Source organism: Arenibacter algicola (genome assembly GCF_000733925.1).
GTDB classification, from domain to species: Bacteria; Bacteroidota; Bacteroidia; order Flavobacteriales; family Flavobacteriaceae; genus Arenibacter; species Arenibacter algicola.
The window spans coordinates 179,193-203,072 of record NZ_JPOO01000003.1; the positions used below are offsets into that span (position 1 = coordinate 179,193).

Here is a 23,880-nt window from a genome sequence, read left to right on the forward strand (position 1 = left end):
GGCACGTTTTACTTACCATAATTCCCCTATTTCCTTTTTAACGTAGGCCAAAGCAGTTGCGGAAGGTGAACTTTTTTCCATAGTCTCATTTAGAATGTCCTCACGGAGTTTATCTGCCGAATCCGATTCGCTCATACCTGCTTTTCTGATCATTTGTATGGTGGCACTTTTTGCTGCCTTAATTATATTCCAACATTCATCTGTCATATAGATTTGTTGGGATAGGTTATGCTCAAATTCATTTTCTATACTTTTGATGAGCAAATTTTCATAGTCGTTTTTATTGCTGTTTTTTGGACCTACCCTTACCACCAAACTAGGAATTGCAATTCGCTCCAGAAATAACGCCATTCTTTCGTAAGCTTGTAATCTAATGGGCAGGGTATTTTTTTGACTGTCTTTGTGCAATAGGTAGCGTCTTCTTCCTTCCTCGTTTCTTGTGTGCAATCTAAAAAAGTAAAAGGCAACCACTCCGGTTACAACAGCGGGCAGCAAATAGGCAAATAGTTGAAAAATTTCCTCTCCAGTCATTTTATATTGGTGTATTTTGGTTTGTTGATTATTTAACGGCTTATTCCCTTAAAAATTATGGGGGGTTTCAAATTTTTAACCGTGATAAGTATATTTGGGTTAATTGGAACCCAGTCATAAAAAAAAGCGCTATTTAGCGCTTTTAATATTTTGGGGAATATTTCCTATAATTTGCTACGATGACCATTAAATTGCCCTTCCCGGAGGAAGTTAAAATAAATCACTGTAGTAATTCCCAGATGGTTTTAAGAACTACGATGACTTATTTCATGCTCTCCTTGACCAATTTAAAGAATTCGTAAAATCTTGGTTGTACAATGATTTCGGTAGCAGTTTCTATACTGTACAGTCCTAACTCCGATTTCCCGGTGGCGATGATGCGTTTGGGCTCTATTTCATATTTACTTTCAAGAATACGGGCTATGGCAGCAGCTTGTTGGGTTCCAATCTCCCAGTTATTCAATTTATTATCCTTGGATTCCACCAAGTTGCTATTACTTACAATTTGAATATCCATTGTTGGATTGGCCTTTAAAACACTTCCAATCTTGGCAATAATGGACTCTGCCTTGTCCTGTACTTTGAAATTCTTGGAGTTCTCCCCAAATATATAACTGTTGTCCATTACCACCGCTACAGCTCCATTGCTAACGGTAATCTTGGGATCACTGCCCAAAGTCTGCTTAAATTGGGTAAAAACAGCAAGGGTTATAGAGTCATGGCTGCTAAGCGCATCATTGATAACTCTTAATTGCGCTTCCTTTTGAACAAGACTTTCCAAGGTGCTATTTATGTGATCGGATCTCTTATTGGAGGCTTCCGTAAAACTGTTCAAGTTTTTCAATAGGTTGCCATTGGTTTCCTTAAGTTCATTTACTTGTGCTTCATAAGACTCTACTTTGGCGGATGCAATTCTTTCTTCACGTTTGGATTCAGACAGGGCAGTTTCGGTCTCCCTTAACTTAGATCTTAGATCATCTACTTCCAAGATAAGATCTTTTTTGCTCTGTGCCTGTGCAATGGATATATACATTAATAAAACTAGAATGGTAAAAATTCTTTTCATCTGTTAATATTTATTTGTTTTTAATGGTCAGATGCAATGCCTTATTAATCATTTACCTCCCCATAATTATTGGGAGGTACGCAATTTGTTAATGGGCATTTCATAGATAAAATTTGTTTATTTATATGTTTGGGTAATTCTAATTGGTTGCATTACTGCAAGGATATACATTTTATTTTTCATGCAAAATTAAGATTATATTTAAATTAGGGCCAATCTTATTTTTCCATATACTCCTTTCCTCCCAAATAAGAGCAATTATATAGCTCCTCTATTCCAGAAAAGGGCACCACAGCTTTATTATACCCATAAGTTGAGGATAACGACCTGTTCAAGTCATTGTCATCCACATTTACCTGGATATCGTCCATGGTAAACTGACAGGGATGTTCATAGCCAGCGGCATGTGTTATTTCCAAGAATTCCTTTCTAAACGTTTTGAAATATTGGGACAATCTATCAGATTTTAGTGGGACATTTATTCCTCCCTGCAACCATTTACTTTGTGTAGCTATTCCTGTTGGACATCGGTTGGTATGGCATACTTGCGCTTGGATACAACCAATGCTCATCATAGCTTCCCTAGCTACATTTATACAATCTACACCCATGGCAAATGCCATAGCTGCTTTTGCAGGGAAACCCAATTTTCCACTTCCAATAAACACTATTCTTTCTGTTAGATCGTACTTTTTAAATAGCTTATAAAGACTGGAAAAACCGTATACCCAAGGTAGGGAAACATGGTCGGCAAAACTTGGAGGGGCAGCTCCCGTTCCTCCCTCTCCACCATCAACAGTAATAAAATCGGGTCCTTTTCCTGTTTCTATCATCAATTTTGCCAATTCTTCCCATTGATCCAATTTACCAATAGCTCCCTTTATGCCAACGGGAAGACCTGTCTGTTCTGCTATATCTTCTATTAACTGCAATAGTTCGGGTACGGAATTAAAAGCAGAATGGGTTGCGGGAGACAATACGTCCTTGCCCATTACAACACCTCGGATTTCGCTGATTTCATGGGTTATTTTTGCGGCTGGCAAAACACCTCCCTTGCCCGGTTTAGCTCCCTGGGAGATTTTAATTTCAATAGCTTTGATACAGGGATTATCCGAAACCAATTGTTTCATTTTATCCATGGAAAAATTTCCATCTTCACTGCGAACCCCAAAATAACCTGTTCCAAAGTGGAATATAACATCTCCACCTTGTTTATGATATGGGGCAAGTCCGCCTTCCCCGGTATTCTGATAAGCTCCCGATTTCCGCACTCCATTGTTCATGGCATTTACCGCAGCAGCCGATAGTGACCCAAAACTCATGGCAGAAACGTTGATTACGGAGGCAGGCCTATAGGGCTTTTTGCGTTTATTGTAAGATCCAATGATCTTGGCACAGGGCAAAAAGCAGGGATCGGTAATATTGGGGTGGTTCCCAGGGAGCTTATAGGCCATCATTTGATTCTTGACAAAAATATGTTGATGGGCATATATGTCCCTGTCAGTTCCAAAGCCTTCATAATTATTCTCCTTTTTCGCCGAGGCATAGATCCATCCCCTTTCTATGCGGTTGAATGGTAGTTCTTCCCTATTGTTGGCAACAAAATATTGCCTCATTTCTGGGCCAATGCTCTCCAACCAATACCTTAAATGTCCTACTACAGGGAAGTTATGCGAAATGGTGTGCCCTTTCTGCAGAAAGATATCCCTGATAGCCACCAAAACTAAAAACACTATTAGCCATGCCCACCAAGGTAGACTAGCTAGGGTGTTTAACATTGAATCCATATTCTTAATTTAAGTTTTTAAAGATGACTTGAATGATTTTAGGAAATAGATCTTTTTTACAAACTACAGCTGTAACTATTATAAATTGTGCATCCTCAATTGTTTAACAAAATTTTTAGTTGTTAAGGAAGTCCAAACTCATTTCTGTGAGTGCCTTTACCCCAAGGATCATTCCGTTTTCGTCTATACTGAAATCGGGCGTATGATGTGGAAAGGATGCGGTATTTCCAGGAGTCATACCTCCCAGAAAGAAGAAGAACCCGGGAACCTCATTTTGAAAGTAGGAGAAATCTTCACCCCCAGTAACGGCTTTTTGTATTTGCACATTCTCTTTGCCCGCCACCCTGTTAAGGGTAGGTAACATTTGGGTTACGAGCTCGGGATTGTTAAAGGTTATGTCCGTATTGCTTTTTATCTCAATGGTGGCCGTACCGCCATATGTCTTGGCGATGTCCGGTACCATTTCTTTCATTCTCTCGGTAATCTGTTTTTGCATATCATAGTCCAAGGTCCTTATGGTTCCGATCATTTCCGCACTTTCTGGGATAATATTAAATCTGACACCACTTGTAATCTTGCCCACACTTATCACCGCTGCTTCATTGGTAAGGTCTACTTCCCTACTAATAATGGTCTGTAGCCCATCTATGATCTTGGCACTGATAAGAATGGGGTCTATACCCTTCCATGGTTGTGAGCCATGGGTTTGTTTTCCCTCAACCTTTATAACGAATCGTTGCACTGCCGCCATTAGTCCTTCGGATTTATACCTAATTACACCAACTGGGGTAGAGGAGTTAATATGAAGCCCAAAAATAGCATCCACATCCGGATTTTTAAGAACACCTTCCTTCACCATTAATAGTGCTCCACCTTCTTCCCCTGGAGGAGGACCTTCTTCTGCAGGTTGAAAAATAAATTTAACGGTTCCCCTAATCTTGTCCCTATTTTTGGACAGAATTTCTGCAACTCCCATAAGGATAGAGGTATGGGTATCATGGCCACAGGCGTGCATAACACCGACCTCTTGTCCTAGAAATTCGGATGTCACAGTAGATTTAAAAGGAAGATCGTTTCTTTCGGTAACCGGTAAGGCATCAATATCGGCCCTTAAAGCGATTACCTTTCCATTTTTATTGCCTTTTAGAATCCCTACAACCCCAGTTTTGGCGACTCCTGTTTGAACCTCTATCCCCAAGGATTTCAAATGGGAGGCTATTTTTTCTGCAGTATTGAACTCCCTATTGGATAATTCTGGATTTTGGTGAAAATCCCTCCTCCAGTCTATTACCTTTGGTTCAATACCTTTATATTCCTTTTCAAAATTATATTTCTGGGCCGAGGAATTTAAACACCATAAAAGCATTGGGAGAATTAAATATAACTTCATACAACTAAATGGGATTTAAAATTATAGATGTCTAAGATTACATTATCTTAATCATTAAACTTGGTTTTTAATAATTTTACAGATGGCAACATCCATAAAAGTGTTGCTTTTCGTAAAATTGGATTTAAAGGATAAATATATTCAAATTAGAACTATTAACTCGGTTGGATTATCACAAATATTAAAGTTGATTTTTTGATAAGGCTATTTATGGTTAAATTCACCGATCGTAACGAGCTTAATATCTACATACGTTTTGGAGAATTATATTAACGAATTAAATGAAGCCCAAAAGGCTCCCGTATTGCATAAGGACGGGCCTTTGATGGTGATTGCAGGGGCCGGTTCCGGTAAGACAAGGGTATTGACCTACCGCATTGCTTATTTGATGAGCCAAGGAGTGGATTCCTTTAACATTTTGGCTTTGACCTTTACCAACAAGGCTGCCAGGGAAATGAAGAAACGTATTGCCGATATTGTGGGTACCTCCGAAGCCAAGAACCTATGGATGGGTACTTTTCATTCCGTTTTCGCCAAACTTTTGCGGTTCGACGGAGACAAATTGGGCTATCCTTCCAATTTCACCATATACGATACACAGGATTCCCAGCGTCTTCTATCCGCTATCATTAAGGAAATGGGGCTGGACAAGGATATTTATAAATATAAGCAGGTACAAAATAGAATATCTTCCTATAAGAACAGCCTTATTACCGTAAAGGCGTATTACAATAATCCGGATTTGGTAGAGGCGGATGCCATGGCCAAGCGCCCTAGGATGGGAGAAATTTATCAGAACTATGTGGATCGCTGCTTTAAGGCCGGTGCAATGGATTTTGATGATCTTCTGTTGCGGACGAACGAGCTGCTTACCAGATTCCCCGAAGTTCTGGCCAAGTATCAGGACAGGTTTAGGTATATTCTAGTAGATGAGTACCAGGATACCAACCATTCCCAGTATTTGATCGTTAAGGCGCTATCGGACAGGTTCCAGAATATTTGCGTGGTAGGGGATGATGCACAGAGTATATATTCCTTTAGGGGGGCAAACATTAGCAATATTCTAAATTTTCAAAAAGATTATGACAATGTGGGGATGTACCGATTGGAACAGAACTATAGGTCCACTAAAAATATCGTGAATGCCGCCAATTCCATAATTTCCAAAAATACCAATCAATTGGAAAAAGTGGTTTGGACCTCCAATGACGAAGGTCCATTAATTAAGGTTCACCGCAGCCCTACGGATGCGGAGGAAGGAAGGTTTGTGGCCGGATCTATCTTTGAAAATAAAATGCAAAGTCAGTTGCCCAATGGTAATTTCGCTGTTCTGTACAGGACCAACTCACAATCACGGGCCATCGAAGACGCTCTAAGAAAAAGGGATATCCCCTATAGGATTTATGGCGGACTCTCCTTTTATCAGCGGAAAGAAATTAAGGATGTGCTGTCCTATTTAAGATTGGTTATCAATCCAAAAGATGAGGAGGCGCTTAAACGTATTATCAATTTCCCTGCACGTGGTATTGGACAGAGCACTTTGGACAAGCTTACCGTGGCCGCTAATCACTATAATCGCTCAATTTTTGAGGTTATTGATAACTTGGAAAGGATTGATTTAAAGATCAATTCCGGTACCAAAAGAAAATTGGGCGACTTTGTGGCCATGATCAAAAGCTTTCAGATCATGAACGAAAGTGCAGATGCCTTTACCTTGGCAGAACATGTTGCCAAAAAATCCGGAGTTCTGCTGGAATTCAAAAAAGACGGTACTCCAGAGGGAATTGGCAAGATGGAGAATATTGAAGAATTATTGAACGGTATCAAGGATTTTGTTGAAGGGCAAAAGGAATTGGCAGATGCCAAAGGGGATATAGGGGAGTTTTTGGAGGATGTAGCACTGGCAACCGATCTGGACAAGGATACAGGAGATGATGACCGAGTGGCCCTAATGACCATTCACTTGGCAAAGGGACTGGAATTTCCGCATGTTTATATTGTAGGGATGGAAGAAGACCTATTCCCCTCTGCCATGAGCATGAATACCAGGAGTGAATTGGAAGAGGAAAGGCGTTTGTTTTATGTGGCCCTTACCAGGGCAGAAAAGCAGGCATATTTAACCTACACGCAGAATAGATACCGTTGGGGTAAATTGGTAGATGCCGAACCTAGTAGATTTATTGAGGAAATTGATGAAAAATATATTGAAAACCTCACACCTGTCCAGAGATCTGGATACACCCCCTTAATAGATGTTGATATTTTTGGTGATGTTGATAAAAGCAGATTAAGACAGAACAAACCCCTACAGGGAACACCTCCCAGTGGTGTTAGGCCCAATGAAAATCAGTTGCGAAAACTTCGTAAACTAAAACCGGAATTAGGTACTCCCGTTGGAAATACCAATTCGGTAGATCCCAATTTATCAGAAGGTTCCTTAGTAAACCATACTAGATTTGGTAGGGGACAAGTGCTGAAAATTGAAGGGGTAGGAAACGACAGGAAAGCTGAAATTAAATTTGATAAGGGAGACATAAAAAAACTTTTATTAAGGTTCGCAAAGTTGGAGGTACTCTAACTCCATAGGGACCAGTGATTTTAATATGTGGACATAGATTATAAATGCTCTTGGACAAAGGCCTTCAGTTTAATGGAAGTATCCCAAAGATCCAATCCTACCCAGCCGTGACCTCCGTTAGGGTAGAAGGTAAATTGGTGTTCTACGTTTAATTCCATTAATCTATCCCTTAGGCTTATTCCCTGGGAATTTGGAATTAAGGGATCCTGTGCTCCATAAAACAATAAGGTTGCAGGAGAAGTGGTTTTTACTTGGTACAACGGACTCACCTCTTCCAAAACCTCTGGATCATTACCAAATTGATCTAAAAGGGTCCTTAACACGGGATTTGGTGTATTTATATATGCCTCGTCCAAAAGGTTGGTAGGCCCTACAATGCTACAGACCATTTTCACCTGTTCTTTGGTATCGTGTGCATAGCTCCACAATAGGGAAAGATGGGCACCTGCACTAGAACCAATAAATCCGATATCCTTTAAAATTTGAAATTCATGCGCCCTATTGGACAATTCCTGAACTAATTGGTCTATGTCATGGATTTGCATTGGATAAGGAGGATTGTTCAGATCGGCCAATCTATAATTCATGTTAACTACTGCTATCTCCGATAATTGTTCCCTTATAAAGTCTTTAAAGGGATTCATTTCCGATTTTTCACCAGCATTCCATCCTCCTCCATGTACCAGAATGAGAACTTTAGTTTCAGTGGTCCTGTTTTTTGGAAGATAAATGTCATATTTTTGATGTGTATTGGAACCATATTCCAAGTCGATAATGTTCTTGGCCTCCAATGCGCCAGTGTCGGTTGCAATAGGATCTTCCGAACAAGAGTGGAGTATTACAAAGAAGAATCCAAGAAGTACGATAAACTGGAACTTATACATAAAACATTATTTCTTAAATTGTTAACGTTTATTTTGAACCAATAATATGTCTGAATTTATTAAAATATATCCTGAAAATCCTAATCCTAAGGAAATTAAGAGAGTGGTGGATGTTTTGCGTAAAGGGGGCCTGATTATTTATCCAACAGATACCGTGTATGGCCTTGGGTGTGATATAACAAACACCAAAGCCTTGGAAAAAATAGCACGCATCAAAGGAGTAAAATTGGCAAAGGCCAATTGGTCCTTTATATGTGCCGATCTCAGTAACCTTTCGGACTACGTAAGGCAAATAGATACCTCTACCTTTAAAATTCTAAAGCGGGCCTTACCAGGACCTTATACTTTTATACTTCCAGGGAACAATAACCTTCCCAAAGAATTTAAAAAGAAAAAAACAGTAGGTATTCGTATTCCTGATAATTCTATTGCCAGGACCTTGGTTGAAGCACTGGGAAACCCTATCGTATCAACCTCTATTCGTGATGAGGATGAACTTTTGGAATATACCACCGATCCAGAATTGATCTATGAAAAATGGAAAAATCTGGTAGATATAGTTATTGATGGCGGTTATGGGGACAACATGGCGTCCACAGTAATAGATCTATCCGAAGATGAACCTATAGTGGTTAGGGAAGGAAAGGGAAGTTTGGATATATTCTAGGTACAAAGAAAGTTTTCCAATTAATTAATGAACAAAAAAAAAGCGACCCTATAGGTCGCTTTTTAATTTGAATAAGTTATTCTTAGTTGATCTTAGGATCTTTCATTCCTTCTTCGATCATACTGTAGAATTGATCAATTTTTGGAAGTACAACAATACGTGTTCTTCTATTCTTAGCCTTGTCTGTTGGGGAAACAGGAATGTACTCTCCTCTTCCTGCAGCAGTCATACGCTTAGGATCAACACCGTAATCTTTTTGTAAGATACGTACAACTGAAGTAGCACGTTTAACACTTAAATCCCAGTTGTCATATAAAACACCACTGTTGTATGGATCAGTATCGGTATGACCTTCAACCATAAATTCGAAATCTGGTTTGTTGTTAACCACTTGGGCAACTTTGCCTAAGATTTCCTTTGCTCTTTGGGTTACATTAAAGCTTCCGCTTCTAAACAAAAGTTTGTCAGAAATAGAAACAAAAACAACTCCTTTTTCTACACTAATTTCGATATCCTCATCATCCAAGTTTCCAAGAACACCTTTTAAACTTTGAACCAAAGCCAAGTTTACAGAATCCCTTCTAGTAATGGCATCGTTAAGCTTTCTTATAGTTAAGTCCTTTTCTTTTAAACTTTCCAAGGATTTCTCCAAGTTATCGGCACCTTTACTTGTAAGAGTGGTAAGGTTGCCCATATTGTTTATCAAGTCTTGGTTATTGGCTTTAAGGAAGGCGTTCTGATCTTCCAAAGTCTGCATTTTTGAAGTTGCAGCAGCCTTATCTTCTAAACAGGTGTTTAATTTAACAGTCGCGGAATTTAATAAATCTTGTGCTTCTTTCGCTTTAGCTTCCATATCCGCATATTTCTTCTGCGATACACATGAAGACAATAAAAGGGTAATACCTAAACAGCCTAAAATGATTTTTCTCATAGTTATGATAATAGAATTAATAATTTATAATTTAAATAGGTTCGTTTTAATGATGGCAAAATTATATAAAACGCAATATATTGCGAGACCAATTTAGTTAATCTTTTACTAAATTGTTAAAAATTTTTACATGATTTATATAATAAGCCCAAACAATGGATTTTATAAGGTAGTAATCACCTGTAATATAGGCCTTTTCGCGCTTGTTGTAAATGGTCAAGAAATTCCTGTAAAAACTAAAATGAGCCTGCAATATGGCCAAGAAATGCTTAAATCTGCCTTGAAAAAGAAAATTCAGCCCGGCCAGACCATCCAAAATAAGTCTAAAAAGCACTAATGGGAATACTTTTCCTGCTGGAAGGTTTTTAACTAGCGAATAAAGGGAATTTCTAAAGTTAAGGAAAGTCTTCTTAGGATTCATACTATTTAAGGTAGAACCACCTAGATGATATACCTCGGAGGCTCCAACATAATACACTTTGTGGCCCTTGTTCCTTGCCCTCCAGCACAAGTCGATTTCTTCCTGATGGGCAAAATAATCCTCGTCAAATCCGTTTAGTTCCTGGAATACCTCTTTCTTAATAAACAAACACGCTCCGGTTGCCCAAAATATTTCTTTTACATCATTGTATTGACCGTTATCCGTTTCCAATTCATTAAAAATACGTCCCCGGCAAAAAGGATATCCGAATTTATCAATAAACCCGCCTGCGGCACCCGCGTATTCAAAATGGGTCTTATTTTTATAATCCAATATTTTGGGTTGAACAATGGATGCTAAAGGCCTGTCCTCAAATTCCTTTATAATTGGGATAAGCCAATCCTTGGTTACTTCCACATCGGAGTTTAAAAGGCAATATATATCCGCATCTATATGGGGTAGGGCATCATTATATCCCTTGGCGTAACCCCCATTGCTCGAGTTTTGGACGATACCTATCTCTGGATACTTCTTTTTAAGAAAGGCGATAGAATCATCTGTAGAGGCATTGTCGGCGACATATACATCAGCCTCCTTGGAGAATTCCGTTACGGACGGCAGAAATTTTTCCAAAAGCGATTTTCCGTTCCAATTAAGTATAACTACTGCTATTTTCAACATTTTATATAATGCCCAAAATAACAGGCATGCATTAAAATTAAGAGGTTCTGATTAAGTCGGCAATGTAAAGAAATAATTTATAAATGACGATGTATATTTTGATAACCACTATCCAAAATGCCTCGTCCATAATAGATAATTGGATGTTCCGGCTGTCCCTTATCCCGGACTATATGCCGGAATATCCGTTAGAAAACTATATCGTTCCCTCTCGAAATCCATACTGCAAAAAAAATGATCCAAGCCGTTGGTGACCATTAAATATTTGGCTTTTAGCAAAAGGTTATAACGGGCAATTTGATCAAAAACCACTTGGTCAATTTTAATATCAGGCGATTTGCATTCTACAAGAATTTGAATACTCCCGTTGGGATTGAAGACCACCACATCATATCTTTTTTTAAGATTATTAATAAGCAATTGCTTTTCAACATTGATATGCGCCTTAGGATAATTCTTGTCCGAAATTAGATTATGCACTACGTGCTGTCTTACCCATTCTTCAGGTTGTAGAACCACAAATTTTTTGCGTATGACATCAAAAATATAGATTTTATTTTCCCTATTTTTGAATCGAAAGGGATAGGACGGATAGTTTAATGGTTGCATTGTGCAAAGTTGATGATTTTTTTTAGATGGATGAGGTAAAACAAATTGTAAGCAATATAAAAAACGGAAATATAGCACCAATCTATTTTCTGACTGGCGAAGAGCCATACTATATTGATAAGATAGCGGAGTATATTGAAAAAAATGCCCTAACGGAAGAAGAACGCGGATTTAATCAGGTTATACTTTACGGTAAGGAAATCACGATTGAGGACATCGTTAGCAATGCCAAGAGATACCCTATGATGGCAGAACGCCAAGTGGTTATCGTAAAGGAGGCACAACATTTATCCCGCACCATAGAAAACCTGGTTTCCTATGCCGATCAACCCCAACCTTCCACCATCCTTGTATTGTGCTATAAATACAATAAACTGGATAAACGTAAGAAGTTATATAAATCCATTAAAAAATCGGGGGTAATCTTTGAAGGCAAAAAACTTTACGAAAATCAAGTAGGGGAATGGATTAAGAAATCCTTGCATTCTAGGGGTTATGGAATTACTTTCAAGGCGGCCAATCTTTTGGTAGAGTTCCTTGGGACCGATTTGGGCAAGATAGATAAGGAACTTGAGAAATTGTGTTTGGTTGTCCCAAAAGGTGTTGAAATTAATCCGGAAGCCATTGAATCCAATATTGGAATTAGTAAGGATTATAACAATTTTGAACTTAAAAAAGCAATAGGGGAGAGAGACGTTGAAAAAGCAACAAGAATTGTCAATTATTTTGCGCAGAATCCAAAGGACAATCCGTTTGTACTTACGATAACCCTTTTGTACTCCTTTTTTATACAGTTGCTTTCTTATCACGGTTTAAAGGATCACTCGCCAAAGAGTGTTTCCTCCGCCTTGGGTATAAGGCCATTTTTTGTTTCTGAAATTCAGACGGCGGCAAGAAATTATCCCATGAGGCGCGTTAGTGAAATTATTTCCAGTTTAAGGGAATTGGATGTTAAGGGCAAAGGTGTTGGCTCCAATATTTCGCAGGCGGACTTGCTAAAGGAACTATTGATCAAAATATTCTAAACTCATAATGGGTTGAATGGCCCCTTTACAGGAAAAACCTATATACTATCAACCCAGGGAACTGATAGGCCATGGCAGTAAAAGACTTAATACAGTCAGATTTACTTCTTATCCAAACTATATTTTCCTGGACCCAACATAAGTATCGATATAAAGGCAACTAAAAATAAAACGGCCTTTTCTTTTACATTGAAGGGATCTGCAGCATGTACGATAAATGTAGCAACAAACATGGTTATAATTGTAGGAACTGTGGCCCAACGCGTTTTAAAACCAATAATAATCAGAATTGGACAAATAAATTCCCCTATAACCGCAAGGAATAGGGAAGGGGCAGCACCAATACCAATGGGGTCACCAAATTCAAAATTACCACTAATTAACTTTTGAAATTTAGGTAGTCCGTGGGTTATCATTAAAATAGCCGAAGAAATGCGTAGAAATAGTAGGCCTAGGTCTTTCATTTGGGAGGGAGTAGGTTTTATTAAGAATTAATAGATTTAAAGCGTATAAAAGTAACTATTAGTTTCTGAATAACAAAAGGAATTATGATAGTCCATATTTAGAAACTTCAAAATAACGCTAGGGTTATCTCAATTTAGGAAAATCCGTAGGATTGGACTCGTGCATTATGCCATAAACCTTTTCAAAAATATCCTCGGCGTTAGGCTTGGAAAAATAATCCCCATCTGTGGCATAAGCCGGTCTATGTGCCTTTGCGGTAAGGGTCTGGGGAGCACTGTCCAAATATTTATACGCACCTTGTTTCTCAATAATTTCATGTGTCAGATAGGCGGAGCAGCCTCCAGGTACATCTTCATCTATAACCAACAACCTACTTGTTTTTTTAATGCTCTTAAGTACGTCATGACGTAAATCGAAAGGCAATAGACTCTGGGCATCCACAACTTCAGCATCGATACCCACTTCCCTAAGTTCTTCAGCGGCTTGCATCACTATTCTAAGGGTAGAACCATAGGACAATAAAGTAATGTCCGTTCCAGCTCTAACTACTTCAACTATTCCAATCGGGGTGCATATATCCCCAAGGTTATTGGGTTTGGGCTCTTTTAAGCGGTACCCATTTAAACTCTCGATCAACAAGGCCGGCTCGTTTCCCTTCATAAGGGTGTTGTAAAAACCAGCTGCCTTGGTCATATTCCTTGGTACTAGAATATACATGCCGCGCAACAAGTGGATCAATCCACCCATTTGCGAACCCGAATGCCAAATTCCTTCCAGTCGGTGCCCACGCGTCCGCACGATCAATGGTGCCCTTTGTTTCCCAACGGTCCTATAAAGTAGTGTTGCCAAATCATCGGTCAATGTAAAAAGCGCATAAAATATATAATCCAAATATTGAATTTCCGCAATGGGGCGCAAACCTCTCAGCGCCATTCCTATTCCTTGCCCAATTATACTGGCCTCCCTAATCCCAACATCGGCAACCCGGAGTTCCCCATATTTCTTTTGCAATCCTTCCAATCCCTGATTAACATCACCTATGGCTCCGCTGTCTTCCCCAAAAATCAATGCTTGGGAATACCTTTCAAAAAGAGCATCAAAATTGTCCCTAAGGATAATTCTTCCATCCACTTGCTCGGGATCCTCATCAAAAGTAGGCCTCACCTCAGGAACACTCAACGCATTGTTGCTTTGTTCGTTATATAAATGGGAACTAAACTTGGTTTGGGATTCCTCTAAAAAATTCTTGGTCCAAGCAGCCAAAAGATCTTTTTCCTTGCTGCTTTCTCCCAGCAAATATCGCATCGCCTTTCTGGCCTTGGAAGCCATATCCTTTTTTATAGGTTCTTCTATAGCTATTAAATCGTTTTTTAATTTGGTGATAAAAATTTTGTTCATACTGGAATTGGCAGCATTTTCCAATAAGTTCACCAATACTTTTTTCTGTTCCTTATGGGGTGTCAAAAATTCTTCCCAAGCCTCTTTACGAGCGCTTCGAACCTGTCTCTTAATATTCTTTTCAAGCGATTTTAACTCCTCTTCTGTTGAAATTTTATTTTCCAATATCCATTCCCTGTAGCGCTTATTGCAATCATTGTCCTTTTCCCATTGCAAACGCTCCTCACTCTTATAGCGCTCATGGGAACCCGAAGTAGAATGTCCTTGCGGTTGCGTTAGTTCGGTAATATGGATTATTACCGGCACATGTTCGTCCCTAGCAATATCGGAGGCATTTTCATAAGCGTGGATCAAGGCCGTATAATCCCAACCCTTCACTTTTAATATCTCATAGCCCTCATGGTTCTTGTCCCTTTGAAAACCAATTAATATTTTTGATATATCCTCCTTGGTGGTCTGGTGTTTTGCGTGAACGGAAATGCCGTAGTTGTCATCCCAAATACTAATTACCATTGGCACTTGTAATACCCCTGCCGCATTTATGGTTTCAAAAAAAACACCTTCACTGGTACTGGCATTACCAATGGTCCCCCAGGCTACTTCATTGCCATTATCCGAAAATTTGGCACTGGATTTAACCTTTACGTTCCTGTATATTTTTGATGCCTGGGCCAAACCTAACAATCTAGGCATTTGTCCGGCAGTACAAGAAATATCTGCACTACTATTTTTTTGTTTGGTGAGGTCTCTCCAACTGCCGTCTTCGTTTAGACTAAAGGTGGTAAAGTGACCACCCATTTGCCTTCCGGCACTCATGGTTTCTTTAGTTATATCGGTCGTTGCATATAGACCATGGAAAAATTCCTTTGGGGAAAGCAGTCCCAAAGCCATCATAAAAGTTTGATCCCTGTAATAGCCACTCCTAAAATCCCCATCCCTAAAAGATCTGGCCATGGCCAATTGCGGAAGCTCCTTACCATCTCCAAAAATTCCAAATTTAGCTTTTCCGGTCAGAACTTCCCTTCTGCCCAATAGGCTACATTCCCTGCTAGTAACTGCAATTTCATAGTCTTTCAATATTTGTAATTGAAAATCGTCAAATGAAATATCGTTGCTTGACTTGGAATCTATATTCATTACGCTATTGATGGTTTATCGCAAAAATATCAAATCAATATGGTTTTTGCAACCTATACAAGAGGATAATAATTAATAATTCCTTAAAGAAAATTGAAGTGTATTTTTAAATATTGAGAATATCGTAAAAATAGATTCGATATTTGAGAATGCATCAATAATTTAGAACCATTTCCTAGTAAATAACCCGGTTAAAGTCCTTGGGCTAAAGGTTATAACAAATCTGATTTTTTGATCGTACTGTGGTTGTGAAATCTCCCAACCGTTGTTCGAGTATAATGGAAAATAAAGTTCAAAATAATCTGTCAACAAATTTAAGCGAATACCGGAGTCATAAACAAAACGCTCTTTTAACCCTTTATTCTTTATAAAACCCATATCGCCGTAAAGTTCTATCCATCGCCAAATATTTACACTGGTATTAATGGTTGCCATCCAATCATTGGCAAAGGGGTTTTCCAATTTGGATTTAAAACCGCCTTCGGCAACTATAATTTGTTGGCTATAGATCCCCGAACCTTCCGATCTTCCCAAATATTCATAATCGAACAGATAGTCTGTGGGCCTATCAAGGGCAAAACTAAAAAATTCTGTACTGCCGGCCGTTTCATTTCTAAGGAACTTACCAGCGAAAAAACGTAAATTAAACTGCCTATTGTTCTCAAACAGTTTTCGATATTCCAATTCATACGCAAGCTTGGTAAATTTATTGGAATACTGTGCATCTACGGACCAAGATAGATAATTGATTATGTTATTGGTTGTATTATAATATTTTGCATTGAACACATTATAATCCGGATCTGTTTCCAATCCCAGACTCTGTAGATTTGGATCTATGTCCCTAAATACACTTATAGACCTAAAAATCAGGGCCTCCCTTTTATTAAGTAAAAGATTACTGGGCCTCCAGCCAAAACCTATAGAAGGACTCACCGTACTGTAGCGGGAATTTTCCTGGAAATGTGAGGTAGACCCCCTTAGGGAATAGTTGGTAACATATAGACCGCTTTTACCGTGGTATTTACGAAAATTAAATTTACCATAACCTACAAAAGTCTTTTCATTAGGGGCATAGGAAGGGGCCAGATCAAAAACGAACGGCCTTTCCAATAAGGTCTTGTTGTGTAATCTCATGCCCGGAGAAAGTCCGTCATACTTATTGAATCCCAAGACCGGAACATAAAACACCTGATTGTAATAGGGGTCTTCGGCATCCTTAAAAAATTGAAATTTCAGTTTTTTGTTACTTGAAAAGAAGCCGTTCAAGGATTTCCAATTATCCCGTTGATTAAATTCCGGGATGGTTTGATCATAATTTAAAACCAAACGATCTTCGCCGTTCTTTGGAATTCTAAAGGCCTGTTGATCGGTAATATCCGTAAACCAGTAATTTGAAACTACGGTATCATTTTTTATCCCAAAAAGTGAAATAGGTACATTGGTGCCTTCTTTATTTTTTAAAATGACCACCAACGAATCCTCCATTTTTCGCACCTTCTTTATTTTGAAGTCGATTTTTTGGGTTGTGGACACATATTCATCAAAAAACCAATTGATATCCTTATCCGAGTTTTCCACAACTATAAATTTAAAATCTGCCGCTGTGGATGGTTTTAATCTATAGTTTATGTAGAATTCTTTCACACTGCGGTCTACGTGTTCTTTGCCGGTATAATCGGCCAAATATGCCAATCCCAATCCAGCCTTGTACCTGTTGGCTATTTTTTGATTGAATTTTACAAGAGAATCGTTGGGAGTAGTGAGGGACTGATCAATATTTCTTCTGGCCGACAGCATATGGAGCAGAGGATATTGTTCGTTAAAATTCATTTTGGCCAAATGAAAATTCCGTACACCCCAAATACTGGATAATTTGCCCAACAGTTTTTGATCTGGATAGTATTCCTCCACAAAACCGATCATAAGATAATTCAAAATTGCATCGGTAACCCATTTTTCGTTTCTTGGATCCAGGAACATTGTTTCCTTTATAAAACTATTGAGAGCTGTTTTTAGAAACTTCATTTCAAATTGAAACTGTTCCTCATAGGGTCTAATAAAGCTGGGGAGTTGGTTAATTCCATACAAGGGATCCTTATCATAATCCAGTTGCGAGACCAATAATTGTTTATGTGGAAAATCGCCCAAATTTTCATAGATATACTTAGATACCTTGTTTATAGATATTCCGGAAGATATTTCATCGTACTTCGGTGACTGCAAGTCGGTCAAAATAGTTATTTCCGGCGTTACATGCTTTACGAATTGATTGTACGGCCTTATTATTATCTCCCCACTTTTTTGATTAATCCCCTGTAGATAAATATGCTGAATATTTCCTACTTGGTTTTTTCCCAATTCATGAAAATTGGAGACAGCAAATAAATTTTCAGGTATAATGAGTTCTATGGACGTATTGGCCATATCCGTATAAAGGTCTTCCAAGTTTTTGTTTGAATATAAGTGCCATTCCCCATCATAAACGGCAGGGGTAAGGTACCAGTCCTTTAGATAATAGCCGCCCCTGTTATCATATCCGTAGGTAGTGAATTTATCCGAAGGTAATTTTACCTTATAGGTAATAAATATTTTAGTGGATTCCTTTGGGGGTAGTGGATGGTTCAGATTAATTTTAATAATGTCCTTTCCAGGGGCGTATTCCCAATCCAGACCTTGGTAATTATCATCAACGGTACTTGTAATTTTGGTATTTCCCCTTTCTACATCCTTGGCCAAATGCAGCCCTTTCTTAAATTCTTCAGAAAACCTTTTGGCCAAAGCAGTATTCTTATTGGCATAGGCATTGGCCCAATCATTTAAGTAAATTAACTCCAAGGTATCCTTGGAATTATTTTCATAAATAATTTCCTGTTGTATATTGAACGTTTTACTTTCGGCATCCAAGGTGGCCTTAAGTTTATTGGAATGCTGGGCCATGGAAAGACCGTTGACACATAAAATTATCAACAATAAAATAGGTTTCCGTATGTATACCAACTTTTTCAAAAATCCTGTGTTTAGAAATTAGGGCTCAATATATTTCCTTTGTAAAAGGAATCTATTATGTCCACCACTTCATTTTCCGTGTCAACTATTTGTATCAGATCCAAATCATTGGGACTAATGTTCCCCATTTTCAGCATGGCATCCTTTATCCAATCCAACAATCCTTTCCAAAATTCTGAGCCCACCAAAATAATGGGAAATTTTTCTATTTTGTTGGTCTGTATAAGTGTAATTGCTTCGAAAAGTTCATCCAACGTACCAAAACCTCCTGGCAAGACCACAAAGCCTTGGGAATATTTTACGAACATAACCTTACGGACAAAGAAATAATCGAAATCCAAACTTTTATCCCCGTCTATATAAGGATTGTCATGTTGCTCAAAAGGCAAATCAATATTTAAACCAACAGAGGTGCCACCTGCCAAATGTGCGCCCCTATTCCCTGCCTCCATTATTCCTGGACCACCGCCAGTGATAATTCCATAACCGGCTTCGGCAATACTCTTGGCCACACTTACTGCCAATTCATAGTATTTGTCCCCTGGCTTTGTACGTGCGGACCCAAAGATGGAAACGCATGGTCCGATGGAACTCATTTTTTCAAATCCGTTCACAAACTCGCCCATAATCTTGAATAGGGCCCAGGAATCGTTTGTTTTTATCTCATTCCATCCTTTGTGATGCTGTTCTTTTCTCATGTTAGAATATTATCTATAATCAATTAAGGCTTTCTTTGTCATAACGCTATAAAGTTGTTTTGAAGAAAAAAGTATCTTTAATTGACGGTTAATTTCACAAACCTAATTCTTTTCTTAAAAATTTTGAGGTGTAACTCTTTTTATCGAGGGCTACTTCCTCGGGAGTTCCTTCCGCAACTACCATACCACCATTGCGACCGCCTTCGTAACCTATATCGATAATATGGTCTACCATTTTTATAACATCCATATTATGTTCAATTACCAGAACGGTATTTCCCTTGTTCACAAGCTTATTAAGTACGTGCATCAAAACCCTGATATCTTCAAAGTGCAGGCCTGTTGTAGGTTCGTCCAATATATAAAAGGTATTACCGGTATCCCTTTTGGATAGTTCCGTAGCCAACTTTATACGTTGCGCTTCTCCACCGGATAGGGTGGTAGATTGCTGGCCCAAGGAAATATATCCCAACCCAACATCCTGTATAGTTTTCAATTTGCGATAGATCTTGGGAATATTCTCAAAAAATTCCACAGACTCGTTAATAGTCATTTCAAGTACATCGGCAATAGATTTGCCCTTATACCTTATTTCCAAGGTTTCCCTGTTAAAGCGTTTCCCATTACAGGTCTCACATTCAACATAAACATCTGGAAGGAAATTCATTTCTATTACCCTTAGTCCTCCGCCTTGACAAGTTTCACAACGCCCTCCGGTAACATTAAAACTAAAACGACCTGGCTTGTAACCCCTAATAGAGGCTTCCTGTGTTTTGGCAAAAAGGGACCTGATTTCACTAAAGACGCCGGTATAGGTAGCGGGATTGGACCTTGGTGTTCTTCCTATAGGAGACTGGTTAATATCTATGACCTTATCTATATGTTCCAAGCCCTTAATTTTCTTGTAGGGCATAGGAACTTTAACTCCATTAAAATAATAGGCATTTAAAATGGGGTATAGGGTTTCGTTGATCAAGGTAGATTTTCCGCTGCCCGAAACTCCCGTTACCCCGATCATTTTTCCCAAAGGAAAACTTACCGAAACATTTTTAAGATTATTTCCGGAACAGCCAGATATTTCCAGACTGTTTCCATTTCCTTCACGCCGCTTTTTTGGAACTTCTATTTTTAATTTACCTGAAATATAATCTGCCGTTAAAGTATGATGGTTTTTTAGGGCATCGGGTTTCCCTTCCGAAATTATTTCCCCTCCATGCTTTCCTGCCTTTGGCCCAATATCTATAACGTGGTCTGCACGTTCTATCATATCGCGGTCATGCTCTACCACAATTACAGAATTACCAAGGTCCCTAAGCGATTCCAGGGACTTTATCAACCGTTCATTGTCCCTTTGGTGCAAACCAATACTGGGCTCATCCAGAATATAAAGAACGCCTACCAATTGCGACCCAATTTGGGTTGCCAATCTAATACGCTGCGCTTCCCCCCCAGAAAGGGATTTGCTACTTCTATTTAGGGAGAGGTAGTCCAAGCCTACATCCAATAGAAATTGAACCCTTGTTTTTATTTCCTTTATAATTTCCTCGGCAATTTTTAATTGGTTGCCCTCCAATTTTTTTTCCAGACCGTTAAAGAAATCCGCCAATTCCGCAATATCCAAATTGGATAGGTCGGCAATATTGTTGTTGTCTATTTTAAAATTTAGGGATTCTTGTTTTAGCCTAGTGCCTCCACAAGTTGGACATTTAATTTTGTCCATATATTCCTTGGCCCAACGTTTGATAGAGGTGGAGTTGGCCTCATTAAATTGACTTTTGATAAAATTGGATATGCCTTCATAATCTATTTTGTAAAGGCGCTTTACTCCCAAAGTTTTTGAATCTACCTCAAAACTTTCCTTACCACCATAGAGCAACACTCCAATGGCTTCCTCAGGGATTTTGGCAATTGTGGTGGTAAGTTCAAAATTATATCGCTGCGCAATAGTTTCTATCTGTTTAAAGGCCCAAGAATTTTTATATTCGCCCAAAGGTGCAATGCCACCCCCTTTGATGCTAAGGTTTTTGTTTGGGAAAATTTTATTTTCATTTACCTCATAAATATGTCCAAGCCCATTACAATCGGGACACATGCCCTTTGGGGAATTAAAAGAAAAGGTATTGGGTTCGGGAGAAGGGTATGAAATTCCAGTAGTGGGGCACATTAAATCCCTACTAAAATAACGGGGTTCGACCTTCCCTTCTTCCAAAATCATGAGTACATTTTCTCCACTGTACATGGCCGTATTAATTGTTTCCGAAATACGTTTGTCCAATTCGGTACTCTCCTCAATTTTGAGTCGGTCAATAACTATCTCAATATCATGGGTCTTATAACGGTCCACTTTCATGCCCTTTACAATATCCTTTATTTCCCCATCTACCCTTACCTTAACAAAGCCTTGCTTGGCAATCTGCTCAAAAAGCTCCCTATAGTGACCTTTTCTGGACTTGATGATAGGAGCTAGAACGTTTATCTTTTTACCGTTGTAAGAGGATATGATCAATTCCTTTATCTGTGCATCATCATAACTGACCATCTTCTCCCCAGTATTGTAACTGTAGGCATCACCGGCCCTGGCAAATAAAAGTCTGAGGAAATCGTAGATTTCGGTAATGGTACCCACTGTTGACCTAGGAGATTTTGAAGTGGTCTTCTGCTCAATGGCAATTACTGGTGACAGACCATCGATCTTGTCCACATCAGGCCGCTCCAAGCCACCCAGAAACTGTCGGGCATAGGCAGAAAAAGTCTCAATATACCGTCTTTGACCTTCGGCATAAATGGTATCAAAGGCCAAGGATGATTTGCCGCTTCCGGACAGTCCGGTAATAACGACCAGCTTTTCACGGGGAATGGTGACATCTATATTTTTAAGGTTGTGCACACGAGCGCCTTTGACCTCAATATTCTCTTCGTAATTAATCATTTTCATTAGCAATGTGCGAAGTTACGACTTTGACTCCTAAAAAGGAAGTAGGTGCTATTTAGTTTTTTGTAGATTAAAAGCTTAGCTATAAATTAGCGTTCTTAACTTTAAAATATTTTTAAATGCAGCTTTTAGGAATAGGTTCCAGGATTAATCACAGCGAATACGGAAAAGGGGTAGTAACCAATGTTACGTCCAAACATTATTGGGTTACCTTCATGGACAATGGTTTGGAAACCATAGATTTGGATTCTGATTTTGAAGTGATAGAGGCAGTGGAGGACGAAGTGGATACCATTAGTTTTTCCGAAGTGGAACAGTCATTGATTTCTATATTAAAGCGCTGGAGCGATGCAAGTTCCATCACTCCAATTGCCGACAAATGGAAAGGCGGAAACCTGGTTTTAAAACCTGGCGATGCCAACTTATCCGAAAAAGAAATTCCAATAGATACCTTTTTTCACAAAATAGTAATGGTCAGGGACAGAATTCGGGTAATGGAACAGAAAATAAACAGTAGTAATAATTTGGATGATCAGGAAAAGGTTGACCTACAACAGTATATAACCCGAATTTACGGCAGCCTAACCACATTTAACGTGCTATTTAAAAATCAGAGCGATAATTTTGTGGGCGAAAAAACCAAGTAAGTCAATCTGAAAGTCATTACTGTAAATTCTTTACCATTAATTGAAGGCACTTAGTAATATCCCTAAAACAAGGAAGAGTGGGATTAATTTAAAACATTGTGAAAAATAAACGCGCATGTTAATTATACTGCCGCCTTTTCACCCATATCGGCCATCTCGGGTTTTCTGGAATAGCGTGAATGTGAGTGCAATTTATTATTTATCAGTTGTTTTATGTTGGTATGGGAAAGGTCTCCGGTGCAATCATAAACCGACAATTCCAAGGAAATAATTTCGACAGTATAAAGGTTGTAATAAATGGCATACTTTCTTTTTTGATCATATACCATAAATTCCTGACCATGAAATTTTGACCTGAAGTATTTGGAAATAAGCGGTAACACATCAAACCCAGGGGACACATTGGAGAAGTAGACCTGATCTTGTGATATTTCAAAGTTTGCAATGGCTTCTATTCTATGTTTTTCCCGAGCCACCATTCTGGAATGTTGCTGAATTTTTAAAATAATTTCGGACATTCCTTCAATAGGGTTTTCATTGGGATGGGCATACATGGAACGGATATACTGGTAGAGTAGAAGTTCAATGCCTTTGGTTTCGCTCAGAAAAGCAAAGTATATGGACTTAATGGCTGAATTGCTTTTGTTCTGTATACTGTTCCAAACCCGTCTTGCCCTATCCATCTGGGTAAATACCATTATTGCCTCCGAAAACAGTCCTTTTTGAAGATCCTTATTTTTTTGGATGTTCACTACCGGTATTTTCTCTTCAAAAATTTTGAACACCGTAGTTAAAAAACCATTGAAACTGCCATCGTAAATTAAAACCTTAGGATTTTCCATAATTAATCGAATAAACTGAGTTGCACACTTAATTCCTTTTTTAAACGCCTTCTAGTCGTTTTTACCATATGACCTTTGGTTGAACCATTCCCTTTCTTAGAGTTAACCGAAACAAAGTAATTATCCTCCATCCCGGAAAAAGCTACGTTACTTAATTTTTGATGCAAATCGTCCAAAGTCAT

At 38.7% G+C, this 23,880-nt stretch carries 19 protein-coding genes; 4 read left to right on the forward strand and 15 right to left on the reverse strand.

What is annotated here, in order from left to right:
• Positions 1–12: 12 nt before the first annotated feature.
• From U735_RS0110940 to U735_RS0110955, 4 genes are all read right to left on the reverse strand, one after another.
• The gene (locus U735_RS0110940; protein ID WP_031443853.1) at positions 13–531 is read right to left on the reverse strand and encodes a DUF7935 family protein; all 519 of its coding nucleotides are present in this window, start codon (positions 529–531) and stop codon (positions 13–15) included.
• A 262-nt stretch (positions 532–793) separates the two neighbouring features.
• Positions 794–1,597, reverse strand: a complete 804-nt coding sequence (locus U735_RS0110945) for an OmpA family protein (RefSeq protein ID WP_031443854.1) — start codon at positions 1,595–1,597, stop codon at positions 794–796.
• A 218-nt stretch (positions 1,598–1,815) separates the two neighbouring features.
• On the reverse strand, positions 1,816–3,384 hold the full coding sequence (locus tag U735_RS0110950) for an FMN-binding glutamate synthase family protein (protein ID WP_031443855.1): 1,569 nt from the start codon (positions 3,382–3,384) through the stop codon (positions 1,816–1,818).
• Between the two features lie 115 nt (positions 3,385–3,499).
• Positions 3,500–4,774 (reverse strand): amidohydrolase, encoded by a 1,275-nt coding sequence (locus U735_RS0110955; RefSeq protein WP_031443856.1) that lies wholly within the window; start codon positions 4,772–4,774, stop codon positions 3,500–3,502.
• 256 nt (positions 4,775–5,030) lie between these two features.
• Here U735_RS0110955 and U735_RS0110960 point away from each other — a divergent pair, with 256 nt between their 5' ends.
• Positions 5,031–7,352: an ATP-dependent helicase gene (locus U735_RS0110960; protein ID WP_031443857.1), complete on the forward strand. Its 2,322-nt coding sequence runs from the start codon at positions 5,031–5,033 to the stop codon at positions 7,350–7,352.
• A 38-nt stretch (positions 7,353–7,390) separates the two neighbouring features.
• On the opposite strand, the gene U735_RS0110965 is transcribed toward U735_RS0110960, so the two are convergent.
• A complete protein-coding gene (locus U735_RS0110965; RefSeq protein WP_031443858.1) occupies positions 7,391–8,236 on the reverse strand; it encodes an alpha/beta hydrolase in 846 nt (281 codons plus the stop codon).
• Positions 8,237–8,282: 46 nt separating this feature from the next.
• On the opposite strand from U735_RS0110965, the gene U735_RS0110970 reads away from it, so the two are divergent.
• Positions 8,283–8,903 (forward strand): L-threonylcarbamoyladenylate synthase, encoded by a 621-nt coding sequence (locus tag U735_RS0110970; RefSeq protein ID WP_031443859.1) that lies wholly within the window; start codon positions 8,283–8,285, stop codon positions 8,901–8,903.
• 82 nt (positions 8,904–8,985) lie between these two features.
• On the opposite strand, the gene U735_RS0110975 is transcribed toward U735_RS0110970, so the two are convergent.
• The 3 genes from U735_RS0110975 to U735_RS0110985 all read right to left on the reverse strand — a co-directional run bounded on the left by U735_RS0110975 (position 8,986) and on the right by U735_RS0110985 (position 11,545).
• Positions 8,986–9,834, reverse strand: coding sequence for an OmpA/MotB family protein (locus U735_RS0110975; RefSeq protein WP_031443860.1), 849 nt, complete (start codon positions 9,832–9,834; stop codon positions 8,986–8,988).
• A gap of 97 nt (positions 9,835–9,931) precedes the next feature.
• On the reverse strand, positions 9,932–10,936 hold the full coding sequence (locus U735_RS0110980; protein ID WP_031443861.1) for a glycosyltransferase family 2 protein: 1,005 nt from the start codon (positions 10,934–10,936) through the stop codon (positions 9,932–9,934).
• A 159-nt stretch (positions 10,937–11,095) separates the two neighbouring features.
• Entirely contained in the window at positions 11,096–11,545 is a 450-nt protein-coding gene (locus tag U735_RS0110985; protein WP_031443862.1) for a type I restriction enzyme HsdR N-terminal domain-containing protein, read from the reverse strand.
• Between the two features lie 26 nt (positions 11,546–11,571).
• On the opposite strand from U735_RS0110985, the gene holA reads away from it, so the two are divergent.
• Positions 11,572–12,570 carry a DNA polymerase III subunit delta gene (holA, locus tag U735_RS0110990; protein ID WP_031443863.1) on the forward strand — a complete coding sequence of 333 codons (999 nt, stop codon included), beginning with the start codon at positions 11,572–11,574 and terminating at the stop codon, positions 12,568–12,570.
• A gap of 101 nt (positions 12,571–12,671) precedes the next feature.
• On the opposite strand, the gene U735_RS0110995 is transcribed toward holA, so the two are convergent.
• From U735_RS0110995 to uvrA, 5 genes are all read right to left on the reverse strand, one after another.
• Positions 12,672–13,034, reverse strand: a complete 363-nt coding sequence (locus U735_RS0110995) for a DoxX family protein (protein WP_031443864.1) — start codon at positions 13,032–13,034, stop codon at positions 12,672–12,674.
• A 124-nt stretch (positions 13,035–13,158) separates the two neighbouring features.
• On the reverse strand, positions 13,159–15,570 hold the full coding sequence (locus U735_RS0111000; protein WP_031443865.1) for an alpha-ketoacid dehydrogenase subunit alpha/beta: 2,412 nt from the start codon (positions 15,568–15,570) through the stop codon (positions 13,159–13,161).
• A gap of 162 nt (positions 15,571–15,732) precedes the next feature.
• Positions 15,733–18,579 carry a gluzincin family metallopeptidase gene (locus tag U735_RS0111005; RefSeq protein WP_031443866.1) on the reverse strand — a complete coding sequence of 949 codons (2,847 nt, stop codon included), beginning with the start codon at positions 18,577–18,579 and terminating at the stop codon, positions 15,733–15,735.
• Positions 18,580–18,590: 11 nt separating this feature from the next.
• Positions 18,591–19,277 (reverse strand): LOG family protein, encoded by a 687-nt coding sequence (locus U735_RS0111010; protein WP_031443867.1) that lies wholly within the window; start codon positions 19,275–19,277, stop codon positions 18,591–18,593.
• A gap of 94 nt (positions 19,278–19,371) precedes the next feature.
• Positions 19,372–22,206: an excinuclease ABC subunit UvrA gene (gene uvrA, locus U735_RS0111015; protein ID WP_031443868.1), complete on the reverse strand. Its 2,835-nt coding sequence runs from the start codon at positions 22,204–22,206 to the stop codon at positions 19,372–19,374.
• Between the two features lie 122 nt (positions 22,207–22,328).
• Here uvrA and U735_RS0111020 point away from each other — a divergent pair, with 122 nt between their 5' ends.
• Entirely contained in the window at positions 22,329–22,856 is a 528-nt protein-coding gene (locus tag U735_RS0111020; RefSeq protein ID WP_031443869.1) for a hypothetical protein, read from the forward strand.
• 122 nt (positions 22,857–22,978) lie between these two features.
• On the opposite strand, the gene U735_RS0111025 is transcribed toward U735_RS0111020, so the two are convergent.
• Together U735_RS0111025 and U735_RS25755 are read right to left on the reverse strand one after the other, a co-directional pair.
• Complete coding sequence (locus tag U735_RS0111025; RefSeq protein ID WP_051892084.1) at positions 22,979–23,698, reverse strand: TIGR03915 family putative DNA repair protein; 720 nt, start codon at positions 23,696–23,698, stop codon at positions 22,979–22,981.
• Positions 23,699–23,700: 2 nt separating this feature from the next.
• The gene (locus U735_RS25755; protein WP_031443871.1) at positions 23,701–23,880 is read right to left on the reverse strand and encodes a hypothetical protein; all 180 of its coding nucleotides are present in this window, start codon (positions 23,878–23,880) and stop codon (positions 23,701–23,703) included.